The following is a 22339-nucleotide window of genomic DNA, read 5'->3' on the forward strand; positions in this document are numbered from 1 at the left end:
GACCGTCGCCGCCATCACGGACGGATCGGCGCCGGGCCGGCTGGCGGAGACGAAGATGGCGGGAAAGTCGACGTTCGGGACCGAGGCGACCGGCAGGAACCGGTAGGCGACGACACCCAGCAGGAACAGCCCGATCGACAGCAGCGTGGTCGCGACCGGACGGCGGATGAAGGGCTCCGAGATCGATGCCATCACTGCATCCCCTCGGTCGCGCCGGCGACCGGCGGGCCGCCGGATCCAGCCGGCGGCAGCGCCTGCTCGAGGCGACGGTTGATACGATCGAGCGCCAGATAGATCACGGGCGTCGTGTAAAGTGTCAGGAGCTGGCTGAGCAGCAGGCCGCCGATGATGGAGATGCCGAGCGGAAAGCGCAGCTCGGCGCCGGTGCCGCTTTCGATCGCGAGCGGCAGCGCCCCGAACAGCGCCGCCAGCGTCGTCATCATGATCGGACGGAAGCGCAACAGACAGGCCTGCACGATGGCTTCACTGGGCGACATGCCCCGCCCGCGCTCGGCCTCGAGCGCAAAGTCGATCATCATGATCGCGTTCTTCTTGACGATGCCCATCAAGAGGATGATGCCAATCAGGCCGATCACCGAGAGGTCCTGTCCGCACAGCATCAGCGCCAGGATGGCGCCGACGCCGGCCGAGGGCAGCGTCGACAGGATCGTGATCGGATGGATATAGCTCTCGTAGAGCACCCCTAACACGATGTAGATCGTGATGACGGCGGCGAGCAGCAGCCAGGGCTGGCCGGCGAGTGCCTTGGCGAATTCGGCGGCATCGCCGGCATAGACTCCGACGATACTGCCCGGCACGCCGATGCGGGTCTCGATCACCTTTACGGCTTCGACGGCATCGCCGAGCGCCGCGCCCGGCGCCAGGTTGAAGCTGAGCGACACCGACGGGAATTGCGCCTGATGCGAGATCGCGAGCGGCGCCGTGGTCCGCTTCAGCGTCGCCACGGCCGACAGCGGCACCTGGGCATTGGGCGCGCCCGCGGTGGCGCTCGCGGCACCCGGCAGATAGAGCTTCGACAGGATCGAGGGATCGCGCTGATACATCGGCAGCGCCTCCAGCACCACCCGGTACTGGTTGGCCTGACCGTAGATGGTCGAGATCTGCCGCTGCGCGAAGGCGTCGTTCAGCGTGTCGGTGATTGCTTGCAGGCTCACGCCGAGCTGGCCGGCGCGCGTGCGGTCGACATCGAGCTGCGCCCGCAGGCCGCCCTCCTGCGCCTCGGAGGAGACGTCCCGGAACAAGGGATCGCGCCGCATCTCCGCAACCAGCTTGCGCGCCCATTCCGAGACCAGCGTCGCATCGGTGCCGGTCAGCGTGTACTGGTATTGCGAGCGGCTCGACTGGGTCGAGATCTGCACGTCTTGCACCGGCTGGAAATAGACGGTCATGCCGGGGATGCCGGAGACCCGCTCCTTCAACCGGGTCACGACCACGCTGACATCGTCGCGGCGCTCGCCGCGCGGCCGCAAGCTCATGACGAGGCGGCCGACATTGGTGGTCGGGTTGACGGAGCCCGCACCGATCACCGAGACCACGCCGACCACATCAGGGTCGGCCCTGATGGCCTCGGCCGCCTCGGCCTGCCGCCTCTTCATCTCCGCAAACGACACGTCGGGCCCCGCCTCCGTCACCGCCGTGATCGACGCGGTGTCCTGCAGCGGCAGGAAGCCCTTGGGCGCGACGACATAGAGCACCAGGGTCGCGATCAGCGTAACGAAGGTCACGACCAGCGTGGCGCGCTGGCGCTCCAGCACCCACAACAGCGATCCGTGATAGGCGTCGACCGTGCGGTCGATGAAGCGGCTGATCGCGGCCAGTCCCGGCACGGCCAGCTCCTCGTGCGCGTGCTTGAGCAGCCGGGAGCACATCATCGGCGTCAGCGTCAGCGAGACCACCGCCGAGGTTACGACCGCAATCGTCAGGGTCAGCGCGAATTCGCGGAACATGCGTCCGACCAGGCCCGACATGAACAGGAGCGGGATGAAGACCGCAATCAGCGACACCGTCAGCGAGATCACGGTGAAGCCGATCTCGCTGGCGCCCTTGCGCGAGGCCTCCATCGCGCCGTCGCCATTTTCCATGTGGCGCACGATGTTCTCGATCATCACGATGGCATCGTCGACGACGAATCCGGTGCCAATCGTGAGCGCCATCAGCGACAGATTGTCGAGACTGAAGCCGGCAAAATACATGATGCCGAAGCTCGTGATCAGCGACAGCGGCAGCGCGACGCCGGCGATCACGGTCGCGCGCAACGAACGCAGGAACAGCAGCACCACCAGCGTCACCAGCACGACGGCAAGGACCAGCGTGAATTGTACGTCGCGCACCGAGGCGCGGATGGTGACGGTGCGATCGGAGACGATGGTGAGATTCACGCCGGCCGGGATCGCGCGCTGCAGTTTCGGGATCTCGGCGCGGATCTGGCTGACGACGTCGATGACGTTGGCGCCGGGCTGGCGCTGGATGTCGAGGATGACCGCCGGCGTGCCCTGGTACCAGCCGCCGGTGCGGTCGTTCTCGAGGCCGTCGACGATCTGGGCGACGTCGGCAATGGTCACCGGCGAGCCGTTGCGATAGGCGATGATGACGGGCTTGTAGGCTTCAGCCGCCGCGATCTGGTCGTTGGCGGCGATGATGTAGGATTGCTGCGCGCCGTCGAGCGAGCCTTTCGGCCCCGAGACATTGGCATTGGCGATCGCGGTGCGCAGATCTTCCATCGCGATGCCGTAGGCTGCAAGGCGCGCCAGATCGGCCTGGATGCGCACGGCCGGCTTCAACCCGCCCAGCACGGACACGCGCCCGACGCCGGAGATCTGGCTCAAACGTTGCGCCAGAATGGTGTCGGCGATGTCGCTCATCACCCGCAGCGAGATCGTGTCCGAGCGCAGCGCCAGCGTCATCACCGGCGCATCCGCCGGGTTCACCTTGGCGTAGGTCGGCGGGTAAGGCAGCGTCCTCGGCAGCACGCCCGCGGCGGCATTGATCGCGGCCTGCACGTCCTGCGTCGCCCCGTCGATGTCGCGGTTGAGCTCGAACTGCAGCGAGATCTGGCTGACGCCGAACGAGCTCGTCGAGTTCATCGCCGAGAGCGACGGGATCTGCCCGAGCTGCCGCTCCAGCGGCGCGGTGATCAGCGAGGCGATCACGTCCGGACTCGCGCCCGGCAGCTGCGTCGTCACCTGCACGGTCGGGAAATCGACCTGCGGCAGCGCCGAGACCGGGAGTGCGAAATAGCCGAGCAGCCCGCCGATCAGAAGCGCGATGCCGAGCAGCGAGGTCGCGATCGGCCGGCGGATGAAGGGTTCGGAGACACCCATGGGTTATGCCTGCCGCTTCAAGCGGCTGTTGTCGGGATCATGGCTGCTTGGCTCCACTTTCCGATGCCCCCGGCCCCGGCGCCGGTCCCGTCTGCCCCTTCTGGTCGCCTTCACTGCTCTTGCGCTTGGCGCGCAACTCGCCGTCCTTGGCTTGGCCGTCCTTCTGCCCGTCCTTCTGGCCTTCGTTAGCACCATCCTTCTTCTGAGCGTCCGGTGCGCGCGAGCGCTTGCGCGGGGCAAGATCGGCCGACGGAGTCTGGTCATCGCGGCCGACGATCACCTTGGAGCCGTCGGACAGATTTGCGAAGCCCGTGGTGACCACCCTCTCGCTCGCCGACAGGCCGCTCGCGATCACGGCGTCATGCTCGTTCTGCTGGGTCACCGTCACGGGCTTGGCCGAGACGATGTTGTCCGCGCCGATGACGTAGCTGAAAGTGCCGATCGGGCCGCGCTGCACCGCCGAGGTCGGCACCACCAGCGCCTGCGTCAAGGTCTCGACCTTGAGGCGGACATTGACGAACTGGCCCGGCCAGAGCTGGTAATTGGCATTGGGGAATTCGGCCTTGAGCTTGAGCGTGCCGGTGGTCTGGTCAACCTGGTTGTCGATGCCGGTGAGCTTGCCAGTATCGATCACCGTGATGCCGTCATTGCCGAACACGTCGACCGCGAGCGGCCCCTTCGCCGCCGCCGCGTTGACGCGCATGATCTGCTGTTGCGGCAGGCTGAACCACACCGCGATCGGCTGCAATTGCGTGATCACCACGAGGCCCGTGGTGTCGGAGGCATGGATGATGTTGCCCTGGTCGACCAGGCGCAGGCCGACGCGGCCCGAGATCGGCGCCACGATCTTGGTGTAGCTCAGCGTCGCCGCCGCGTTGTCGATCGCAGCCTGGTCGGCCTTGACGAGCGCCTCGGTCTGCGCGACCAGCGCACGCTGGGTGTCGGCCTGCTGCTTGGAGCCGGCGTTGGAGGCAGCGAGCTGCTCGTAGCGCGCGAGGTCGATGCGCTGGTTGGCGAGCTGGGCCTGATCCTGCGCCTTCTTGGCAACCGCCTGGTCGTACTGCGCCTGATAGATCGCCGGATCGATCTCGCCGAGCACGTCGCCCTTCTTGACGTCCTGGCCTTCCGTGAAATTGACCGCGATCAGCTTGCCATCGACCTGCGAGCGCACGGTCACGGTGTTGAGCGCGCGGATCGCGCCGACGCCGTCGAGATAAACCGGCACGTCCTGGATGCGCGGGCTCGCCGCCAGCACCGGCACCGGCAGATCGGGGCGCTGATTGCGGTTGTTCGCCTGCTGCTGTTGCATGACGATCCAGCCGACATAGCCGAGGCCGGCGAGGATCGCGAGCGTGATCAGGGTCATGACGAAGCCGCGGCCGCGCGATCGCTTCGCTGTCCCCTCTCCCGCTCCCTGCTTGGTGTCCGGCTTAAAGAGCATTGACCGGTTTCTCCATTCGCGGCTCCCAGCCGCCGCCGAGCGCCTGGTACAGGCTGACGATGGCCAGAAGCCGTGCGAGTTGGGCCTGCCACAACGCGTCTTCCGCCTGGAACAGGGTCAGCTGGGTGTTGAGCACGGTCACGATGTCGGCGGTGCCGGCGCGCAATTGCTGCTCGGAGAGATCGAAGGCGCGACGCGAGGCGGCGACGACGTCGCGCTGCAATTGCAGCCTGATCGTGGTCTGCTTGATCGAGAACAGCGCGTTGTCGACGTCGGCAAAGGCCTGGATGATGGTCTTGCGATAGGTTTGCAGCAGCTCGTCCTGCCGCGCCTTGGCCAACTCGAAATTGCCGAGGATCCTGCCGCCGTCGAAGATCGGCTGTGTCGCGCTGCCGACGAGCTGGAAGAAGGCCGCATGCGGCTGGAACAGCGAGACCAGCGCCGAGCTCTGGTAGCCGCCATTGCCGGTGAGCTGGATGGTCGGAAAGAATTGTGCCCGGGCATTGCCGATGTTGGCGGTGGCCGAGGCGAGCTGCGCCTCCTGTCGGCGGATGTCCGGCCGCTGCGTCAGCAACTCCGACGGCAGGCCGGGCGTCACGCGCGGGATCGCGATCCGGTCCAGAGAGCCGCCGTGCACGCGCACGCTCTCCGGCGGCCGCGACACCAGCACGGCGAGCGCGTTGACGTTCTGGTCCAGCGTCTGGCGCAACGGCGGCACCAGCGCCTTCTGGTTCGCCAGTACGCTCTCCTGCTGGGCGACGTCGAGATCGGTGCCGGTGCCGGCCCTGCGGCGCTCCCTCACCGCATCGAGGATGCGCTGCGCGCTTGCGATGTTGCGCTGTGAGGTCCTGATGCGGTCCTGCGAGGCCAGCACCTGGAAATAGGCGTTGGCGACGGCGGCGAGCGTGGTCAGCGCGACCGTGTCGCGATCGAAACGGTTGGCGTTCGCCGTCTCCTCTGCCGATTGCAGCGCGTCGCGGTTCTGGCCCCAGAAATCGAGCTGATAGCTCGCGCTCAGCGAGGCCGAATAATTGACGACCTCGCGTCCGCCGATGGACAGTCCCGAAGCGCTCGAGCCCGATGTGCGCGAATAGGTTTCGGATCCGCCTGTCGAGACACTCGGCAGCAGCGCCGCGCCGGCCTGCCGCGCCTGGGCGTCGGCCTGGACGATGCGCGCCACGGCCGCGGCGATGTCGAGATTGACGGTCTGCGCCTCCTCCATCAGCTGCGCGAGCTCCGCAGAGCGGAAGCCGCGCCACCAATCGAGCGACGGCGGCGCATCGCCCTTGCCGGCATATTTGTAGTGCGCGGGAACGTCGAGCGCGGGATCGGGAAGATCCTGGGTCAGCACGCACGCCCCCGAGCCGGCGGCGAGGCACAGCACCGCAATCCATCGTGCCGCGCGCAGCGTTCCGAATGCAGAACCGAGGGACCGCCGCGAGGCGATCACTGGAACTTGCTGTGTCACATCCACCCCCCGCCGAGCAGATCAAGCCGCCGCAACGCTGCCGGATTAACCGATTCGCGGCGGGATGGTCGGGAGGCTTTGGACGACGCGCTCACAGTGATGATGCTTTCTGCGGAACCTGAGCTTCATACTAGCCGGGCGCGGAACGGCGGGACAGTGCCGCAATTGCGAGATGCCCGTGCCAACGAGGCGGGAGCGAACTGACAAGAATGCGAAAAGCGGCTGTCTCGCAGAGACTTTCTTCATTGCGAAACATTGGGAAAACGTAAGCAAGCTTACCAAGATTTCATGTGATATCGCGGCCACACCCGTTGCTGCAGGGTTCGCTTCGCCTCTCCCGCTGCGGCGGCTGAGGTTCTTACCACCGAGGGACAACCGCATTTCTAGATAATCCCCCGCGAACAGGACACGCGCCCTGTCGCGACCCGTTTCGCCCGTGGCAAGAATTGGTCGCAACAACGTTGATCGGGAGCGCAATCGTTTCGTGCACGGGCCGGGGTTGGGCCATTTCCTACTGCAGGCATATCACTGTTTCCGCGGGCGTTTCGGTCGGGTTCGCCGCAGCGCAAAAGCCTTCCCCTTTGGCCTCCCAAGCACTAGGTTCGGGCCAAAGCCGATCAACCCCTTGGTAGTGATTTTCCCCGACATGACCATTCGCAACGACGTTGTCGAAGCCATCGGCAACACCCCCCTGATCAAGCTCAAGCAGGCTTCGGAATTGACCGGCTGCACCATCCTGGGCAAGGCCGAGTTCATGAATCCCGGTCAGTCGGTGAAGGACCGCGCCGGGAAATGGATGATCCTGGAGGCCGAGAAGCGCGGCGAGCTGAAGCCCGGCGGGCTGGTGGTGGAAGCGACCGCCGGCAATACCGGCATCGGCCTTGCCGTGGTTGCGAGCGCGCGCGGCTACCGCACCCTGATCGTGATCCCGGAGACGCAGAGCCAGGAGAAGAAGGATTTCCTGAAGCTTTGCGGTGCCGAGCTGATCGAGGTGCCGGCCCTTCCCTACGCCAACCCCAACAACTACCAGCATGTTGGCCGGCGGCTCGCCGACGAGCTGCGCAAGACCGAGCCCAATGGCGTGCTGTTCGCCGACCAATGGAACAACCTGGACAACGCCAAGGCGCATTACGAATCCACGGGACCTGAGATCTGGGAGCAGACCGGCGGCAAGGTCGACGGCTTCGTCTGCTCGGTCGGCAGCGGCGGCACGCTCGCCGGCGTCAGCCGCTATCTGAAGGAAAAGAACAAGAACATCCGCATCGCCTGCGCCGATCCGCACGGTGCCGGCATGTACGAATATTTCAGGACCGGCGATCCCAAGGCGACGCCGGGCGGCTCGATCACGGAGGGCATCGGCCTCAACCGCGCCACCGCGATCGTCGAGACTGCCAAGGTCGACGATGCCTATCTCATTCCCGACACCGACGCCGTCAGTGCGATCTACGAACTGCTCCAGCATGAAGGTCTGTGCCTCGGCGGCTCGACGGGCATCAATGTCGTCGGCGCGATGCGGCTTGCGAAGCAGCTCGGGCCCGGCAAGACGATCGTCACCGTGCTGTGCGATTCCGGCAGCCGCTATCTGTCGAAGCTGTTCAACGCCGACTTCATGCGCGCCAAGAACCTGCCGGTGCCGGAATGGCTGGAGAAGCGCAGCAACATCAAGCCGCCCTTCGTCTGATCGTCACGCGCATCCTCGGGCCGAAGGCGCAGATCCACAAAATCTGCGCGGTTCGGCCGGCTTAAGCGACCTCCCCGCTTTCCGAGGCCGCGGCACAATAGTCGCGCCAGAACTTGCGGTAGCCCTCCTCGACCCTGCGCGTGTAGGTTTCGACATTACCCGCGGCCGACGCCGCGATCCGGGCCGGCAATTCCGCACGCAGCCTTGCCAGATGCGCGGGCTGGGCAGCGAATTTGCACGCGATGGCGGCGTAGCCCTCGTCGTCCTCGGCCACCCAGTCGTCGAGACCGACGGCGGCCACGATGGAGCCGCCGGCGCGCGAGGATGCGCCGTGGCCGAGCTTGGCGACGACCGGAACGCCCGCATAGAGGGATTCCCAGGTGCTGACGCCGCCGTTCTGCGGAAACGGATCGAGCGAAATATCGACCAGCGCGAAGGCTCGCAGATGATCGGCGCGCTCGGACGAGCCGAGGCAGGTGATCCTCTCCTCGGCAATCCCGTGGGCGACAAATCGCGCGAGAAGGCCGTCGCGCACCAGGGGATCGTCGAGCAGCGTATGCTTGATGATGATCTTCGATCCGGCCACCTCCCGCATCACGTTCGACCACACGCGAATGGCCTCGTCCGAGATCTTGTTGACGCGGTTGAACACGCCGAAGGTGACGTAGCCGTTGCGGAGCATGGGGAGCTCCGAAGGCGGCACATCGAGGATGGGATCGATCGTGATCAGGCACGGCAGGTCATAGACCTTTTCGGCCAGCAGATGCCGCGCCGATTGCGGAATGAAGACCGGGTCCGCGAGCACGTAGTCCATCGTCCGAAGGCCCGTACCGGTCGCGTGCCCGAAGCCCGTGACCTGGATGGGAGCCGGCTTGCGGGCGAAGACCTGAAGCCTGTTGCCCGACGAGTGCCCGGACACGTCGATCAGGATATCGACCTTGTCGGCCTCGATACGATCGGCCAGTTCTTCGTCGAACATCTGCCAGGCATCGACCCAGCCGTCTGCCGCCGACTTGAATTCGGCTGTGATCGCATCTTGAGTCGGCGAACACGAATAGCAGACGACCTCGAAGCTGGCGTGATCGTGATGGCGCAGCACCGGCAGCAAGCCGAACGCCGCCGAATGATACCAGAATTCGGCGGAAACATAGCCGATCACGATCCGCCTGGCGGGATCGAGCTGCCGGGGGGCGAGCTTCCTCTGCGGCACGCGGGCACCGATCGCTTCGCCCCAGGACCGTCGCGTCGCCTGCTGGATAGTGAAATCGGCGTCGGGGAGAAAGTCCAGATAGTAGATCTTCCGCGCCATCAAGTCTGGATCCGGCGAGATCGCCAACGCGGCGTCGAGATGTTCGATTGCGGACGCGATTTCTCCCTGATTTGCAAAACAGGAGCTCAGCAACGCCAATGCGATCGTGGAACGTGGATTCTGCTCGAGCAAGGTCGTGCAGGCCAGGATCGCCTGTGCGGTGTTTCCCAGGCTGAGCGAGACCTCCGCCTTGCCCCGCAAGGCCATCTCGAACCGGGGTGAAAGCGCAAGTGCCGCATCGAAGTCCGCGGCCGCCTGTTCCAGCCGCGACAGGGACGAATTGAGGCGTCCGCGCTGCGCCAAGATCTTCGCTGAATCGGGCTTGATCGCGAACGCCGCTGCGAGCGCAGCCTCCGCCTCATCGTAGCGCTTGAGCTCGATGCTGACCACGCCTTTGCCGATGAGCGATTCGACGTGGCGCGGCTGAAACAACAACGCGCGGTCAAAGCTCTCCCTGGCGCGGTCAAACCGGAACAGCGCCAGCTCCGCCACGCCACGATTGCAAAGCGCGTCGGCGTAGTCGGGCTTCAGCTTGATGGCGCGCTCGTAGACCTCGATGGCCTGTTCGGGCAGGTTCATCTGGAGCAGGATGTTGCCGAGGCCGGCCAGGGCGGGGGTAAAACTCGGCTTCAGCGCGATCGCTTTCTCCTGACAGGCGCGCGCCGCTTCCAATTTCTGAAGCACGAAGTAGACGGCCGCGAGATTGCTCTGAGCCTCGTGCGAGCGCGGATCGATCGCAATCGCGCGCTCGAGCAGCTGTTGCGCTTCGTCGAGGCGCCCGCCCTGCTGCACGCTGAGGCCGAGCACGTGCGTCGCGTCGAAATGATCCGGAACGGCTTGCAAGATCTGGCGGCAGAGCGCCTCGCTCTCCGCATATCTGCCTTGACCATAGGCGCTCGCCGCGGCGGAGATGACGGCGTCGGCCTGCTTCTTCAATTTCTTCTGCAATCGCGCATTCTGGAATGCGCGCGCGCCGACGCTGCTCTGCAAGGTGTCTCTCCGGAAGATGGCCCAAGGCCGAGTCTAACTGATTCGCGCACCGACCCGGCCGGGCTGCCGGACCAGAAATCCGTCCGGGATATCCCGGGGGTCGCCTGCAGGATGCGGCTCAGGAGCCGCCAGGTGCGTCCGCCCCGCTGACCGCAGCGTCGCCGTGCTCGGCGGCAGCGGCACAATAGTCGCGCCAGAACTTTCGGTAGCCCGCCTCGAGCTCACGCGTGTAGATCTCGACATTGCCGGCGGGCGAGGCTGCGATCTGGGCCGGTAAGCCCGCGCGCAACTTTGCCAGATATTCGGGCTGCGAGGCGAACTTGCGGGCGATCTCGACATAACCGTCGTCATCCTCCGCGACCCAGTCGCCGAGGCCGACGGCCGCCACGATGGAGGCGCCAGCACGCGAGGAGGCTCCAATGCCGAGCTTGGCCACGACCGGAACGCCCTTGTAGAGGGATTCCCAGGTGCTGATGCCGCCGTTCTGCGGGAACGTGTCGAGGGAAATATCGATCTTGTCGAAGGCCATCAGATGGTCGTCACGCGAGGTGGTGCCGAGGCAAGTGATGTCCTCCTCCGCAATACCCTGTGCGATGAAGCGTGCGACCAGGCTATCGCGCAGCAGGGCATCGTCGAGCAAACCATGCTTGAGGATGATCTTCGATCCCGGCACTTCCCGCATGATGCGCGACCACACGCGGATCGCATCATCCGAGATCTTGTAGATGCGGTTGAACACACCAAAGGTGACGTAGCCGTTGCGGAGCATCGGCAGCTCGGAGGGCTTTAGATTGGTGACCGGCTCCATCGTGATCAGGCACGGCAGATCGTGGATCTTCTCGGGAAACAGATGCCGGGCCGATGGCGGAATGAAGATGGGATCGGCGAGCACGTAATCCATAGTCGGCATGCCCGTGCCCGTCGCGTGTCCGAAGCCGGTGGCCTGGATCGGAGCCGGCTTCCGCGCGAAGCATTGCAGCCTGTTGCCGGTCGTGTGGCCGGAAACGTCGATCAGAATGTCGACATTGTCGGCCTGAATACGATCGGCGAGCTCGTCGTCCGACATCTGCCAAGCGTCGACCCAGACGTCCGCCAGCGCCTTGAACTTGGCGGTGTACTCGTCCGCCCCCGGCCAGGCGTAATAGCAGACGATCTTGAACTTGGCGTGATCATGATGGCGCAACACGGGCAGCAAGGTGAGTCCCGCCGAGTGTTGTCGGAATTCGGCCGCGACATATCCGACCACAATCTGCTTGTCCGGATCCAGCGGCCGCTTCGGCAGCGTCCTTTGCGGAATCCTCGAGCCGATTGCATCCCACCAGGACTTTCGCACCGCCTGCTGGACCGCGAAATCCGCCTCCGCAAGGTAGTCCAGCAAGAAGATCTTGCCTCTGATCGCGTCTCCATAGTCCGGTCGGAGCGCCAGCGCGCGATCGAGATATTCAATCGCGGATTCCATATCTCCCTGGTTCGAATAAGCGAAGCCCAGAAGCGCCAACCCCATCTCCGAGCGAGGATTTCGCTCGATCAAGGTCGTTGCGGCCGCCATCGCCTGCGCGGTCCTTCCCATGACGAGGCAGACCTGCGCCTTGCCCCGAAGGGCCAGCTCGAGCTTGGGCGAAATCGCAAGCGCCGCATCGAAATCCGCCAGGGCCTCCTGCAGGTGCTGCAGCTCGTAACTGAGCCGTCCGCGCTGGGCCAGAATTCGTGGCGCGCCTGGCTTGATTGCGAGGGCCTGAGCGAACTTGGCTGCGGCCTCATCGTGGTGCCGCAGCTCCATGCTGACCATGCCGCTGCCGACGATGGCCTCGGCGTGACGCGGCTGAAACAGGAGGGCGCGATCGAAGCTCTCCTTGGCACGCATGATCTGCCCTAGCACGATCTCGACCATGCCGCGATTGCAGAGCGCATCGGCATAATCCGGCTTAATCTTGATGGCGCGCTCGTGCATCTCGAGCGCCTGTTCGTACAGCCCCATATGCATCAGCGTATTGCCGAGGTTGGTCAGCGCCACCGCGAAATTCGGCTTGAGCGCGATCGCCCTCTCCTGGCAGCGCCGCGCCTCCTCGTAATTGCCGAGGTCGAAATGCACGGTCGCGAGGTTGTTGTGTGCATCGTGCAGGCGCGGATCGAGCGCGATCACGCGCTCGAGCAGCTCCCTCGCCTCTTCCAGGCGCCGGCCGTCATGGGCGCACATGCCGAGCAGGTGCATGGCATCGACATGATCCGGAAGGGCTTTCAGGATCTCGCGGCATAGCGCCTCGGTCTCGGCATATCGGCCCTGGCCATAGGCGTTCGCCGCAGCGGCAATGACGGCGTCGGCCTGCTTCGTCAACTTCTTCTGCAATCGCGCATTCTGGAACGCGCGCGCGCCGCCGCCGCTCTTCTGCAAGGTGTATCTCCGGAGGATGCCCTCGGCAGAGTCTAACTGATTCGCGAGCCTGGCCCGCCGGTCACCGAGTCCTATCGCCTCCGGGATTTCCCGGGGCCCAGCGCAATCGTCCTACGCCACCTCCGAGGCGGCGGCGCAATAATCGCGCCAGAACCGGCGATAGGCCGCTTCGACCTCGCGCGTGTAAAACTCGACGTCGCCGGCCGGCGAGGCTGCGATCCGAGCCGGCAGATCCGCCCGCAGCTTTGCCAGGTAGGCCGGCTGCGCCGCGTGTTTGCACGCGATCGCGGCATAGCCCGCGTCATCCTCGGCGACCCAGTCCTCCAGGCCGACGGCGGCAACGATGGAGCCGCCGGCGCGCGACGAAGCGCCGCTGCCGAGCTTGGCGACCACGGGAACGCCGGCATAGAGGGACTCCCAGGTGCTGATGCCGCCGTTCTGCGGGAAGGTGTCGAGGGAAATGTCGACCATCGCGAAGGCCCGCAGATGCTCGGGACGCGAGGTCGAGCCCATGCAGACCACGTTCTCTTCGGCGATGCCCTGTGCCGCGAACCGCGCGATCAGTCGATCGCGCAGCAATGGATCGTCAAGCAGCCCGTTCTTGACGATGATCTTCGATCCCCTCACCGCATGCATCACGTTCGACCACACCCGGATGGCCTCGTCCGAAATCTTGAAGATGCGGTTGAACACCCCGAAAGTGACGTAGCCGTTGCGGAGCATGGGTGGCTCTGAAGGCGGAATGTCCAGGATCGGATCGATCGTGATCAGGCACGGCAGATCGTGTACCTTCTCGGCCAGGAGATGGCGCGCCGATTGCGGGATGAAGATCGGGTCCGCGAGCACGTAGTCCATGGTTTGAAGGCCCGTCCCCGTGGCATGCCCGAAGCCCGTCACCTGGATCGGCGCCGGCTTGCGGGCGAAGACATGAAGCCTGCTGCCGGTCGTGTGCCCGGAGACATCGATCAGAATATCGATGCCATCGGCCTGGATGCGGTCGGCCAGCTCGTCATCGGACAATTGTGCGGCATCGACGAAGACATCCGCGAGAGGCTTGAAGCTCTCCGTCATCTCGTCCTGCACCGGCCAGCAGGAATAGCAGACGACCTTGAACTGGGCGTGATCATGATTGCGCAGCACCGGCAACAGAGAGTATGCCGCCGAGTGGTCCCTGAATTCGGATGCGACGTATCCGATCACGATCCGCCGGTCAGGATCGAGTGGCCGCGGCGCCAGCGTCCTTTGCTGCAGCTTCGCGCCGATCGCGTCCCACCAGTATTTCCGCGCGGCCTGCTGGGCGGCGAAATCGGCCTCCGGCAGGTAGTCCAGCACGAAGATCTTGTATCCGATCGCCTCCGGAAAATCCGGCGCGATCTCGAGCGCGGCGTCGAGGTGCGCGAGCGCGGTCAGGATGTCTCCCTGGTTCACATGGCACGCCGCCAAAAGCGCCAACCCCATCTCGGATTGCGGATTGACCTCGAGCAGCGTCTTGACGCCTGCCATCGCCCGCGCCGTGTTTCCCGCGAGAATGTCGATCTGCGCCCGCCAGCACAGCGCGAGCTCGAGCCGTGGCGATTGCGCCAGCGCCGCGTCGAGGTCCGCGGCCGCCTGCTCCAGCCGGGCTAAACTCAAATTGAGCCTTCCACGCTGCAACAGAATCCGCGGCGAACCCGGCTTGATCGCGAGCGCGGCGTCGAAGGCGGCACCCGCCTGCGCGAAGTGCCGGAGCTCGAGGCTGACCATCCCCCTGCCCGCGATCGCCTCGGCGTGAGATGGCTGAAATGTCAGGGCACGGTCGAAGCTCGCCTTGGCGCGTTCGAACTGGCCCGTCATCAATTCCGCCATGCCGCGGTTGCAAAACGCATCGGCATAATCCGGCTTCAGCCTGATCGCCCGCTCGTGCAGCCCGATCGCCTCGTTGCCGAGGCCGATGTGCAGCAACGTATTGCCGAGATTGGTCAGGGTGATCGGACAATTCGGCTTGAGCGCGATGGCCTTCTCCTGGCAGGCGCGGGCGCCAGCGAATTTCTCCAGCGCGAAATAGACGGCGCCGAGATTGCCGTGCGCATCGGGCGAACGCGGCTCGAGTGCAATCGCACGTTCGAGCAGGAATTCCGCCTCGTCGAGCCGCCCGCCGTCGAACGCGCGCAGGCCGAGCAGGTGCGTGGCATGAAAATGATCCGGCACCTCCTTCAAGATCTCGCGGCAGAGCATCTCGGCCTCATCAGGCCTGCCCTGCCCGAGTGCCTCGATCGCGAAGGCCATGACGGCGTCCGCCTGCTTCTTCAGCTTCTTTTCCAGTCGCGCATTCTGGTATGCGCGCACGCCGGCACTGCTCTGCAAGGTCTCTCTCCGGAGATGGTCCGAAAAGAGGCAAGCCGATTCGGATGGTGCCAGGCTTGCGCTCAGACCGGCGAGGCCACGGGTCGCCGGGCTCAGCGCAGAATCTGGCTCAGGAACAGCTTGGTGCGGGCGTGCTGCGGGGCGGCGAAGAACTCGTTCGGGGTGTTGGCCTCGATGATCTGCCCGGCGTCCATGAACACGACGCGGTTGGCGACCTCGCGGGCAAAGCCCATCTCGTGAGTGACGACCAGCATGGTCATGCCTTCCTCGGCGAGGTCGACCATGGTGTCGAGCACCTCCTTGACCATCTCGGGGTCGAGCGCCGAGGTCGGCTCGTCGAACAGCATCACCTTCGGGTTCATGGTCAGGGCTCGCGCGATCGCGACACGCTGCTGCTGGCCGCCGGACATCTGACCCGGAAACTTGTTGGCCTGGTGCGGGATCTTGACGCGCTCGAGGAACTTCATCGCCGTCACCTCGGCGTCCTTCTTGGGGATGTTGCGGACCCAGATCGGCGCCAGCGTGCAATTGTCGAGCACGGTCAGATGCGGGAACAGGTTGAAGCTTTGGAACACCATGCCGACTTCACGGCGGACCGCGTCGACGTGCTTGAGGTTCGGTCCGAGCTCGATGCCGTCGACGACGATCTCGCCTTCCTGGAATTCCTCCAGCGCATTGATGCAGCGGATCAGCGTGGACTTGCCCGAGCCCGAGGGGCCGCAGATCACGATGCGTTCGCCCTTCTGCACCGCGAGATCGACGTCACGCAGGACGTGGAATTCGCCGTACCATTTGTTCAGGCCGGAAATCTTGACGATGGGCTCGGACATGGTGGCCTCGATCAGTTGCGGCGGTGGGCGTTGAGGCGGTGCTCGACGAACAAGGAATAGCGCGACATGCCAAAGCAGAACAGGAAGTAGATGATCCCGGCGAAGGCGAAGCCGGTGAACGCCGTCGACGGCGTCGACCATTTCGGATCCGCGAACGAGGCGCGCAGCGAGCCGAGCAGATCGAACAGCGCCACGATCGAGACCAGCGAGGTGTCCTTGAACAGCGAGATGAAGCTGTTGACGAGGTTCGGAATGACGTGCCGCAGCCCCTGCGGCAGCACGATCAGCGAGGTCGTCTTCCACCAGGACAGTCCGAGGGCGGCGGCCGCCTCGCTCTGCCCGCGCGGGATGGCCGCGAGCCCGCCGCGGACGTTCTCGGCCTGATAGGCGCCGGTGAACAGCGCGATGCCGATCAGCGCACGCACCAAGCCGTCGACGGTGAAATTGCCGGGAAGGAACAGCGGCAGCATGTAGGTTGCGAAGAACAGCACGGTGATCAGCGGCACGCCGCGCCAGAACTCGATGAAGGCGATCGAGAAGATCCGGATCAAGGGAATGGTCGAGCGGCGGCCGAGCGCGAGCGCGATGCCGATCGGCAGCGAGGTGACGATGCCGGTGACGGACACCACCAGCGTCACCAGGAGGCCACCCCACAGATTCGTCGTTACGATCGGCAATCCGCCGTGATCGAGATCCATCAGCCTGATGACGATGGCGATGCCAATGAAGGTGGCGATGCTCGACGCCAGAGCCCGCCCGCCGGTGCGAACACCACCGCCGAGAACGAAGGCGATCAGGCAGACGATCGCGCCCGTGACGGCGAAATCTGCCCAGACCGGCTGGCCCGTGCCCTGGATATAATCGCGCAGCCAGGTGAGCGGAAAGATCAGCCAATGGATCACCGTGCCGAGCAGCACGATGAGGCTCCCGAGCACCCACAGCAGCGGACCGACCGCGGAGGTCCTGCTCGAGGTGAGCAGCGCCTGTCCGGCACCGACGATGCTCTCGTCGAACAATTGCAGCAGGCCGGCCGTCCAGCTCAGCCCGAAGCCCTTGATGCCTCCGCCGTGCAGCAGGAAGAACGCCACCACCGGAAAGGCGACGAAGAACAGGCCGGCATTCAGGCTCTTCGCCGGCAGCCGCGGAATGAGCAGCGGCAACAGTAGGACCACTGCAAGCAACAGCGTCAAGTTCACCCGCCAACGCTCGGCCTCGGGATAGAAGCCGTAGATCAGTTGCGGGAGCTTCGCCTGGATGTAGGGCCAGCAGGCGCCGACCGCAAAGCCGGCGTTCTCGGCGAGGCACGCGGTGCGGTCCTTACCGCTCCAGACCGCATCGACCAACAGGAACTTGACGGAGGGAACGATGGTGAACCAGAGCAGCAAGGCGCCGACGATCGTCAGCAGGATGTTGGTCGGCGAGTTGAACAGGCGCGTGCGCATCAGGCCGATGAAGCCCGTGGTCTTCACCGGCGCCGGACGCTCGGCGAGCAGGTCCTGGCGGACGAAGCTGGACGAGATGACATCGCTCATGCGCCGAGGCTCCGGCTGACGCGCCACCCGTAGACGCTCATGATCGCGCTGGTGAGGAGCGAGATCAGGAGATAGACGCCCATCGTCATGGCGATGATCTCGATCGCCTGCCCGGTCTGGCTCAGCGACGTGCCGGCAAACACCGAAACTAGGTCAGGATAGCCGATCGCGACCGCCAGCGACGAGTTCTTGGTGAGATTGAGGTACTGGTTGGTCAGCGGCGGCACGATGACGCGCATGGCCTGCGGCACGACGATGAGGCGGAGCGTGGCGCCGCGGCTGAGGCCGAGCGAAGATCCCGCCTCCATCTGCCCCTTGTGAACGGACAGGATGCCAGCGCGCACGATCTCGGCGATGAAGGCGGCGGTATAGGTCGCCAGCGCCACCGTCAGCGCCACGAATTCCGGGATGATGCGTGAGCCGCCGGCGAAGTTGAACCCCCTCAGCTGCGGCAGCTCGAAGGTGAAAGGCAGACCGAAGACCAGCATCGTGGCCAGCGGAAGCCCGAACAGCAGGGCCAGCACGGAAGGCCAGATGCGGATCACCTGCCCGCGCTGAAACAGCGCTCGCCTTGCGTAGACGCGCAGCGCCAGTGAGGCGACGATGCCGAGCGCCAGCACCGCGAGGAACGGCGCGAGACCGCTCTGACCGATCGGGCTGGGAATGACGAGGCCCCGATTGCTGATGAAGGCAATGCCGAACAGGGAAATGCTCTGCCGCGGATTGGGCAAGGCCGCGAGCACCGCCAGATACCAGAACAGGATCTGGAACAGCAGCGGCAGGTTGCGGATGACCTCGACATAGATCTCGCCGACCCGCGACAGCAGCCAATTGGGCGACAGCCGGCACAGCGCGACGATGAAGCCGATCACCGTGGCGAAGACGATGCCCACCACGGAGACCACGAGCGTGTTCAACAGCCCGACCACGAACACGCGCAGGAACGTGTCCGAGCCGGTATAGGAGATCAGGGTCTGATTGACGTCGAAGCCGGCATTGTTCCTGAGGAAGCCGAAGCCGGCGGCGATATGCTGGTTCTCGAGATTGGCCCGCGCATTGGAGACGATCTCGTAGCCGATCCAGCCCAGGATCGCCGCGAAGGCAAACTGGACGGCAACGCCGTTCCAGCCTGCCTTGCCGCCCAGAATGCGCCGTATCTTCAGCGCGATCTGGGGCGGCGGTTTTCGAGCCTCGGTGCTCATGCCGCTGCCGGCCGATCAGGGCTGATCAGCGGATCGGCGGCGCGTACTGAAGACCGCCCTTGTTCCAGAGATTGTTGACACCGCGATTGATGCCGAGCGGCGAACCGGCGCCGACGGTGCGATCGAACACCTCACCGTAATTGCCGACGGTCTTGACGATCCGCACCACCCAATCCTTGGTCAGGCCGAGCTGTTCGCCGAAATTGCCGTCGCTGCCGAGCACGCGCTTCAGCTCGGGATTTTCCAGCTTCGCCTTCTCGTCGATGTTCTTCGAGGTCACGCCGAGCTCTTCGGCGGTGAGCATCGCGAACAGCGTCCATTTCACGATGTCGAACCACTGGTCGTCGCCGTGCCGCACCATCGGACCGAGCGGCTCCTTCGAGATGATTTCGGGCAGCACCATGTGGTCGTTGGGGCTGGCGAGCTTGAGGCGGTTGGCGTACAGGCCCGACTGGTCGGTGGTGAAGACGTCGCAGCGGCCGGCCTCATAGGCCTTGACGGTCTCGTCGTTGGTGGCGAACGCGATCACCTCGTACTTCATGTTGTTGGCCTTGAAGTAGTCGGCGAGATTCTGCTCAGTGGTGGTGCCGGTCTGCACGCAGACCGATGCACTGTTGAGCTCGAGCGCCGAATTCACCTTGAGCGACTTCTTCACCATGAAGCCCTGCCCGTCGTAATAGGTCACGCCGGTGAAATTGGCGCCGAGCGAGGTGTCGCGCGAGATGGTCCAGGTGGTGTTGCGCGAGAGCACGTCGACCTCGCCGGATTGCAGCGCGGTGAAGCGGTCCTTGGCGGACAGCGGCACGAACTTGACCTTGGTCGGATCGTTGAAGATGGCGCCGGCAATGGCGCGGCAGACGTCGACGTCGATGCCGGTCCAGTTGCCCTTGTCGTCGGGCGAGGAGAAGCCCGGCAGGCCCTGGCTGACGCCGCAGGACAGCATGCCCCGATCCTTGACGGTCTTGAGCGTTTGCGCATCGGCGGCTTGGGCGGTGAGGCCGGCGGCGAGAGCAAGGGAGAGAGCCAGGGTTACGCGTTTCATGGGCTTTGGGCCTTTCAAGGTCGTCTCAAGGTCAGGAATGTTGTCTTAGGATCGTCTCTGCCAAGCCAGGTCCTTCAAGAATCCGGCCTTGCAAGAGTCATGCTGGAAAACCTTGCCGAACACTCGCCGATCTCGGGAGGCCATACCTTCATCCCCGCCGCCGGCGCCCGCCATCTCTTGGCTGTGACGCGACGTCCGGTCAGGCAATGGATCGAAGGTCGCGGCAGGCCCCTCAACATGCGGCGACTGAATAGCACCTGCGCATCACAGAACGACTGGCGTTCCGGGTCAAGGGGTTGACGGGACTCTTCTGTGTTCTGTTATTAACGACCGCGGCCTTTCGGTCGGCCCAGGGGCGCGATGCGTCCGGTGGAAACGCGGTTTTGAAAGCAGGCGCATGGATTCTTCGTCCCCCCAAGAGCAGCACGCCGAGACCCGGCTGGTCACCTCCGGCCGCGACACCAAGGCGCAGAAGGGGTTCGTCAATCCGCCGGTCTTCCACGGCTCGACCGTGCTCTATCCGACCGCAGAGGACCTGCACGCCCATCGCGGCGAGTTCACCTACGGCCGTCACGGTTCCCCGACCACCAAGGCGTTCCAGGAGACGCTGATGGCGCTGGAGGGTCCGCAATGCGCCGGCGTCGGTATCGTGCCGTCGGGGCTGTCGGCGATCTCCACCACCCTGCTCTCGGTGCTGAAGGCCGGCGACCACATCCTGGTGGTCGACAACATCTATCGACCCTCGCGCAACTTCTGCAACGGCATGCTGACCCGCTACGGCGTCGAGACCACCTATTTCGATCCGATGATCGGCGCCGACATCGACAAGCTGTTCAAGCCCAACACCCGGGCCGTTCTGGTGGAGGCACCGGGCTCGCAATCGTTCGAGATGCCTGACATCCGCGCCATCGCCGAAGTCGCACATGGGCGCGGCGCGCTCGTCATCGACGACAACACCTGGGCGACGCCGCTCTATCACCGCTCGCTGGACCAGGGCGTCGACATCAGCATGCAGGCCGCGACGAAATATATCGGCGGCCATTCCGACATCATGTTCGGCACCATCTCGGCCAACGCCAAGGCCTGGCCGATGATTGCCGAAGGCATCCGCTTGCTCGGCGTCTGTGCCGGCCCCGACGACGTCTTCCTGGCGCTGCGCGGCCTCCGCACGCTGTCGGTGCGGCTGGCGCAGCATCATCGCTCCGGGCTCGAGATGGCGCGCTGGCTGGCGGCAAGGCCTGAGGTTGCGCGCGTGCTGCATCCCGGGCTGGAGACCGATCCCGGTCATGCGATCTGGAAGCGCGACTTCACCGGCGCCTCCGGCCTGTTCAGCATCGTGCTGAAGCCGGCGCCGCAGAAGGCGGTCGACACCATGCTCAATACGCTGAAGCTGTTCGGCATGGGCTTTTCCTGGGGCGGGTTCGAGAGCCTTGCAATTCCCTTCGATTGCGATGCCTATCGCACCGCGACCAAATGGGAGCCCGGCGGCCCGACGCTGCGTCTCCACATCGGGCTCGAGAGCACCGACGACCTCAAGGCCGATCTCGACCGCGGCTTCGCTGCCCTCAAAGCGGCCATGTGAGCATCAGGATTGGGCATCTCGCCCAGCAACGTGCCAGGCTTCAACAAGCGGAGCCGAACGCTGGATCAGCGGTCCAGCGTCTTCGAGGCGGTGCCGCGGTTCTTCCAGATCAGCATGATGTTTCTGATATAGATGATGGTCGCGAGCGACTGTCCGAGGATGATGACGGGCTCGCGCTTCACGACGCCATAGACCAGCGTCATCAGCCCGCCGCCCATCGAGCAGAACCAGAACGCCATCGGCACCACGCTGTTGCCGGCGCGCTCGCTCGCGATCCACTGCACCAGGAAGCGCGCCGTGAAGAACAGCTGCGCGACCAGGCCGAATGCCAGCCAGAAGTCGAACTTGGCGACGAAGACGTCATAGAGATAATTGCTCAGCGCCTGACCGTATTGAATGATCATGCGTCCACCTCGGTCACTTCTGGCGTCGGCTTCTTGCGGCGGATCAGCCACCAGACGCCGGCGAGATCCATGATGCCGATCCACAGCCGGTCGAAGAAACCATAGTTGGACACACCCGAATGGCGCGGCCGGTCGATCACATCGACATAGGCGATGTCGTAGCCTTCGCGGCGGACCAGGGCGGGAAGGAAGCGATGCAGCCCGTCGAAATAAGGCAGCATCAGGAAAACGTCACGCCGGAACGCCTTCAGCCCGCAGCCGGTGTCGCGCGTGCCGTCCTTCAGGATGGCGTTGCGAATGCCGTTGGCGACGCGCGACTGGAATTTCTTGAAGCCGGTGTCCTTGCGCCCGATCCGCTGGCCGGCCGCGAGACCGACGCGCCCTGCCCCCTTCTCGACCGCCGCGATCAGGTCGGGCAGGAAGGCCGGATTGTTCTGGCCGTCACCATCGAGCGTCGCCACGATCTCTCCGCGCGCCGCGCGCACGCCGCTGCGCACGGCCGCCGACTGGCCGCCCGATCTTGCATGGCGAAGCTGACGCAGATTGCTCTGCTGCTTCATGATGGCGCCAAGCCGCTCGCCGGTGGCGTCGGTCGAGCCGTCGTTGACGTAGATGATCTCATAGGGCCAGCGGCCATCGAGTGCCGCGCCGATCTCCGCGATCAGCGGCGCGATGTTGTCGGCTTCGTTGCGCACGGGAACAACGATGGACACCGAAGGCTGGGACGTCGACAAATCGAGGCTCGTGGTTGGAATTGACCTGCCCAAGGGAACCGGCGGTCC

Annotated in this window: 15 protein-coding genes; 2 read left to right on the forward strand and 13 right to left on the reverse strand. The window is 64.9% G+C overall.

The window, feature by feature from the left end; genetic code table 11:
* From XF30_RS39435 to XF30_RS21755, 4 genes are all read right to left on the reverse strand, one after another.
* The coding region (locus XF30_RS39435; RefSeq protein WP_244608996.1) for an efflux RND transporter permease subunit at positions 1 to 192 on the reverse strand (192 nt) is incomplete at its 3' end.
* Positions 192 to 3341 (reverse strand): efflux RND transporter permease subunit, encoded by a 3150-nt coding sequence (locus XF30_RS21745; protein WP_109143813.1) that lies wholly within the window; start codon positions 3339 to 3341, stop codon positions 192 to 194. The genes XF30_RS39435 and XF30_RS21745, both read right to left, overlap by 1 nt.
* A gap of 37 nt (positions 3342 to 3378) precedes the next feature.
* Positions 3379 to 4782: an efflux RND transporter periplasmic adaptor subunit gene (locus XF30_RS21750; protein WP_109143814.1), complete on the reverse strand. Its 1404-nt coding sequence runs from the start codon at positions 4780 to 4782 to the stop codon at positions 3379 to 3381.
* Entirely contained in the window at positions 4772 to 6256 is a 1485-nt protein-coding gene (locus XF30_RS21755) for an efflux transporter outer membrane subunit (protein WP_109143815.1), read from the reverse strand. Before XF30_RS21755 ends, XF30_RS21750 begins: the two co-directional genes overlap by 11 nt.
* 640 nt (positions 6257 to 6896) lie before the next feature.
* Here XF30_RS21755 and XF30_RS21760 point away from each other — a divergent pair.
* Complete coding sequence (locus XF30_RS21760) at positions 6897 to 7931, forward strand: cysteine synthase A (RefSeq protein WP_035999544.1); 1035 nt, start codon at positions 6897 to 6899, stop codon at positions 7929 to 7931.
* Between the two features lie 61 nt (positions 7932 to 7992).
* Here XF30_RS21760 and XF30_RS21765 read toward each other — a convergent pair whose 3' ends face one another.
* From XF30_RS21765 to XF30_RS21795, 7 genes are all read right to left on the reverse strand, one after another.
* Positions 7993 to 10230: an O-linked N-acetylglucosamine transferase, SPINDLY family protein gene (locus XF30_RS21765; RefSeq protein WP_192893214.1), complete on the reverse strand. Its 2238-nt coding sequence runs from the start codon at positions 10228 to 10230 to the stop codon at positions 7993 to 7995.
* Between the two features lie 118 nt (positions 10231 to 10348).
* Positions 10349 to 12622, reverse strand: a complete 2274-nt coding sequence (locus XF30_RS21770; RefSeq protein WP_192893215.1) for an O-linked N-acetylglucosamine transferase, SPINDLY family protein — start codon at positions 12620 to 12622, stop codon at positions 10349 to 10351.
* Positions 12623 to 12733: 111 nt separating this feature from the next.
* Positions 12734 to 14965, reverse strand: coding sequence for an O-linked N-acetylglucosamine transferase family protein (locus XF30_RS21775; protein ID WP_192893216.1), 2232 nt, complete (start codon positions 14963 to 14965; stop codon positions 12734 to 12736).
* Positions 14966 to 15057: 92 nt separating this feature from the next.
* Positions 15058 to 15795: an amino acid ABC transporter ATP-binding protein gene (locus XF30_RS21780; protein WP_035999552.1), complete on the reverse strand. Its 738-nt coding sequence runs from the start codon at positions 15793 to 15795 to the stop codon at positions 15058 to 15060.
* A gap of 11 nt (positions 15796 to 15806) precedes the next feature.
* A complete protein-coding gene (locus tag XF30_RS21785) occupies positions 15807 to 17327 on the reverse strand; it encodes an amino acid ABC transporter permease (RefSeq protein ID WP_109145812.1) in 1521 nt (506 codons plus the stop codon).
* Positions 17324 to 18529, reverse strand: a complete 1206-nt coding sequence (locus XF30_RS21790) for an amino acid ABC transporter permease (protein ID WP_036027974.1) — start codon at positions 18527 to 18529, stop codon at positions 17324 to 17326. Before XF30_RS21790 ends, XF30_RS21785 begins: the two co-directional genes overlap by 4 nt.
* Before the next feature lie 25 nt (positions 18530 to 18554).
* A complete protein-coding gene (locus XF30_RS21795; protein ID WP_035999559.1) occupies positions 18555 to 19571 on the reverse strand; it encodes an amino acid ABC transporter substrate-binding protein in 1017 nt (338 codons plus the stop codon).
* A 397-nt stretch (positions 19572 to 19968) separates the two neighbouring features.
* Between XF30_RS21795 and metC the strand changes: the two genes are divergently transcribed.
* Entirely contained in the window at positions 19969 to 21153 is a 1185-nt protein-coding gene (gene metC / locus XF30_RS21805) for a cystathionine beta-lyase (protein WP_109143816.1), read from the forward strand.
* 65 nt (positions 21154 to 21218) lie between these two features.
* Here metC and XF30_RS21810 read toward each other — a convergent pair whose 3' ends face one another.
* Entirely contained in the window at positions 21219 to 21557 is a 339-nt protein-coding gene (locus XF30_RS21810) for a lipid-A-disaccharide synthase N-terminal domain-containing protein (RefSeq protein ID WP_025036223.1), read from the reverse strand.
* Positions 21554 to 22291 carry a glycosyltransferase family 2 protein gene (locus tag XF30_RS21815; protein WP_036027971.1) on the reverse strand — a complete coding sequence of 246 codons (738 nt, stop codon included), beginning with the start codon at positions 22289 to 22291 and terminating at the stop codon, positions 21554 to 21556. Before XF30_RS21815 ends, XF30_RS21810 begins: the two co-directional genes overlap by 4 nt.
* Between the last annotated feature and the right edge of the window lie 48 nt (positions 22292 to 22339).

Source organism: Bradyrhizobium sp. SUTN9-2, assembly GCF_003122645.1.
Taxonomy (GTDB): Bacteria; Pseudomonadota; Alphaproteobacteria; order Rhizobiales; family Xanthobacteraceae; genus Bradyrhizobium; species Bradyrhizobium yuanmingense.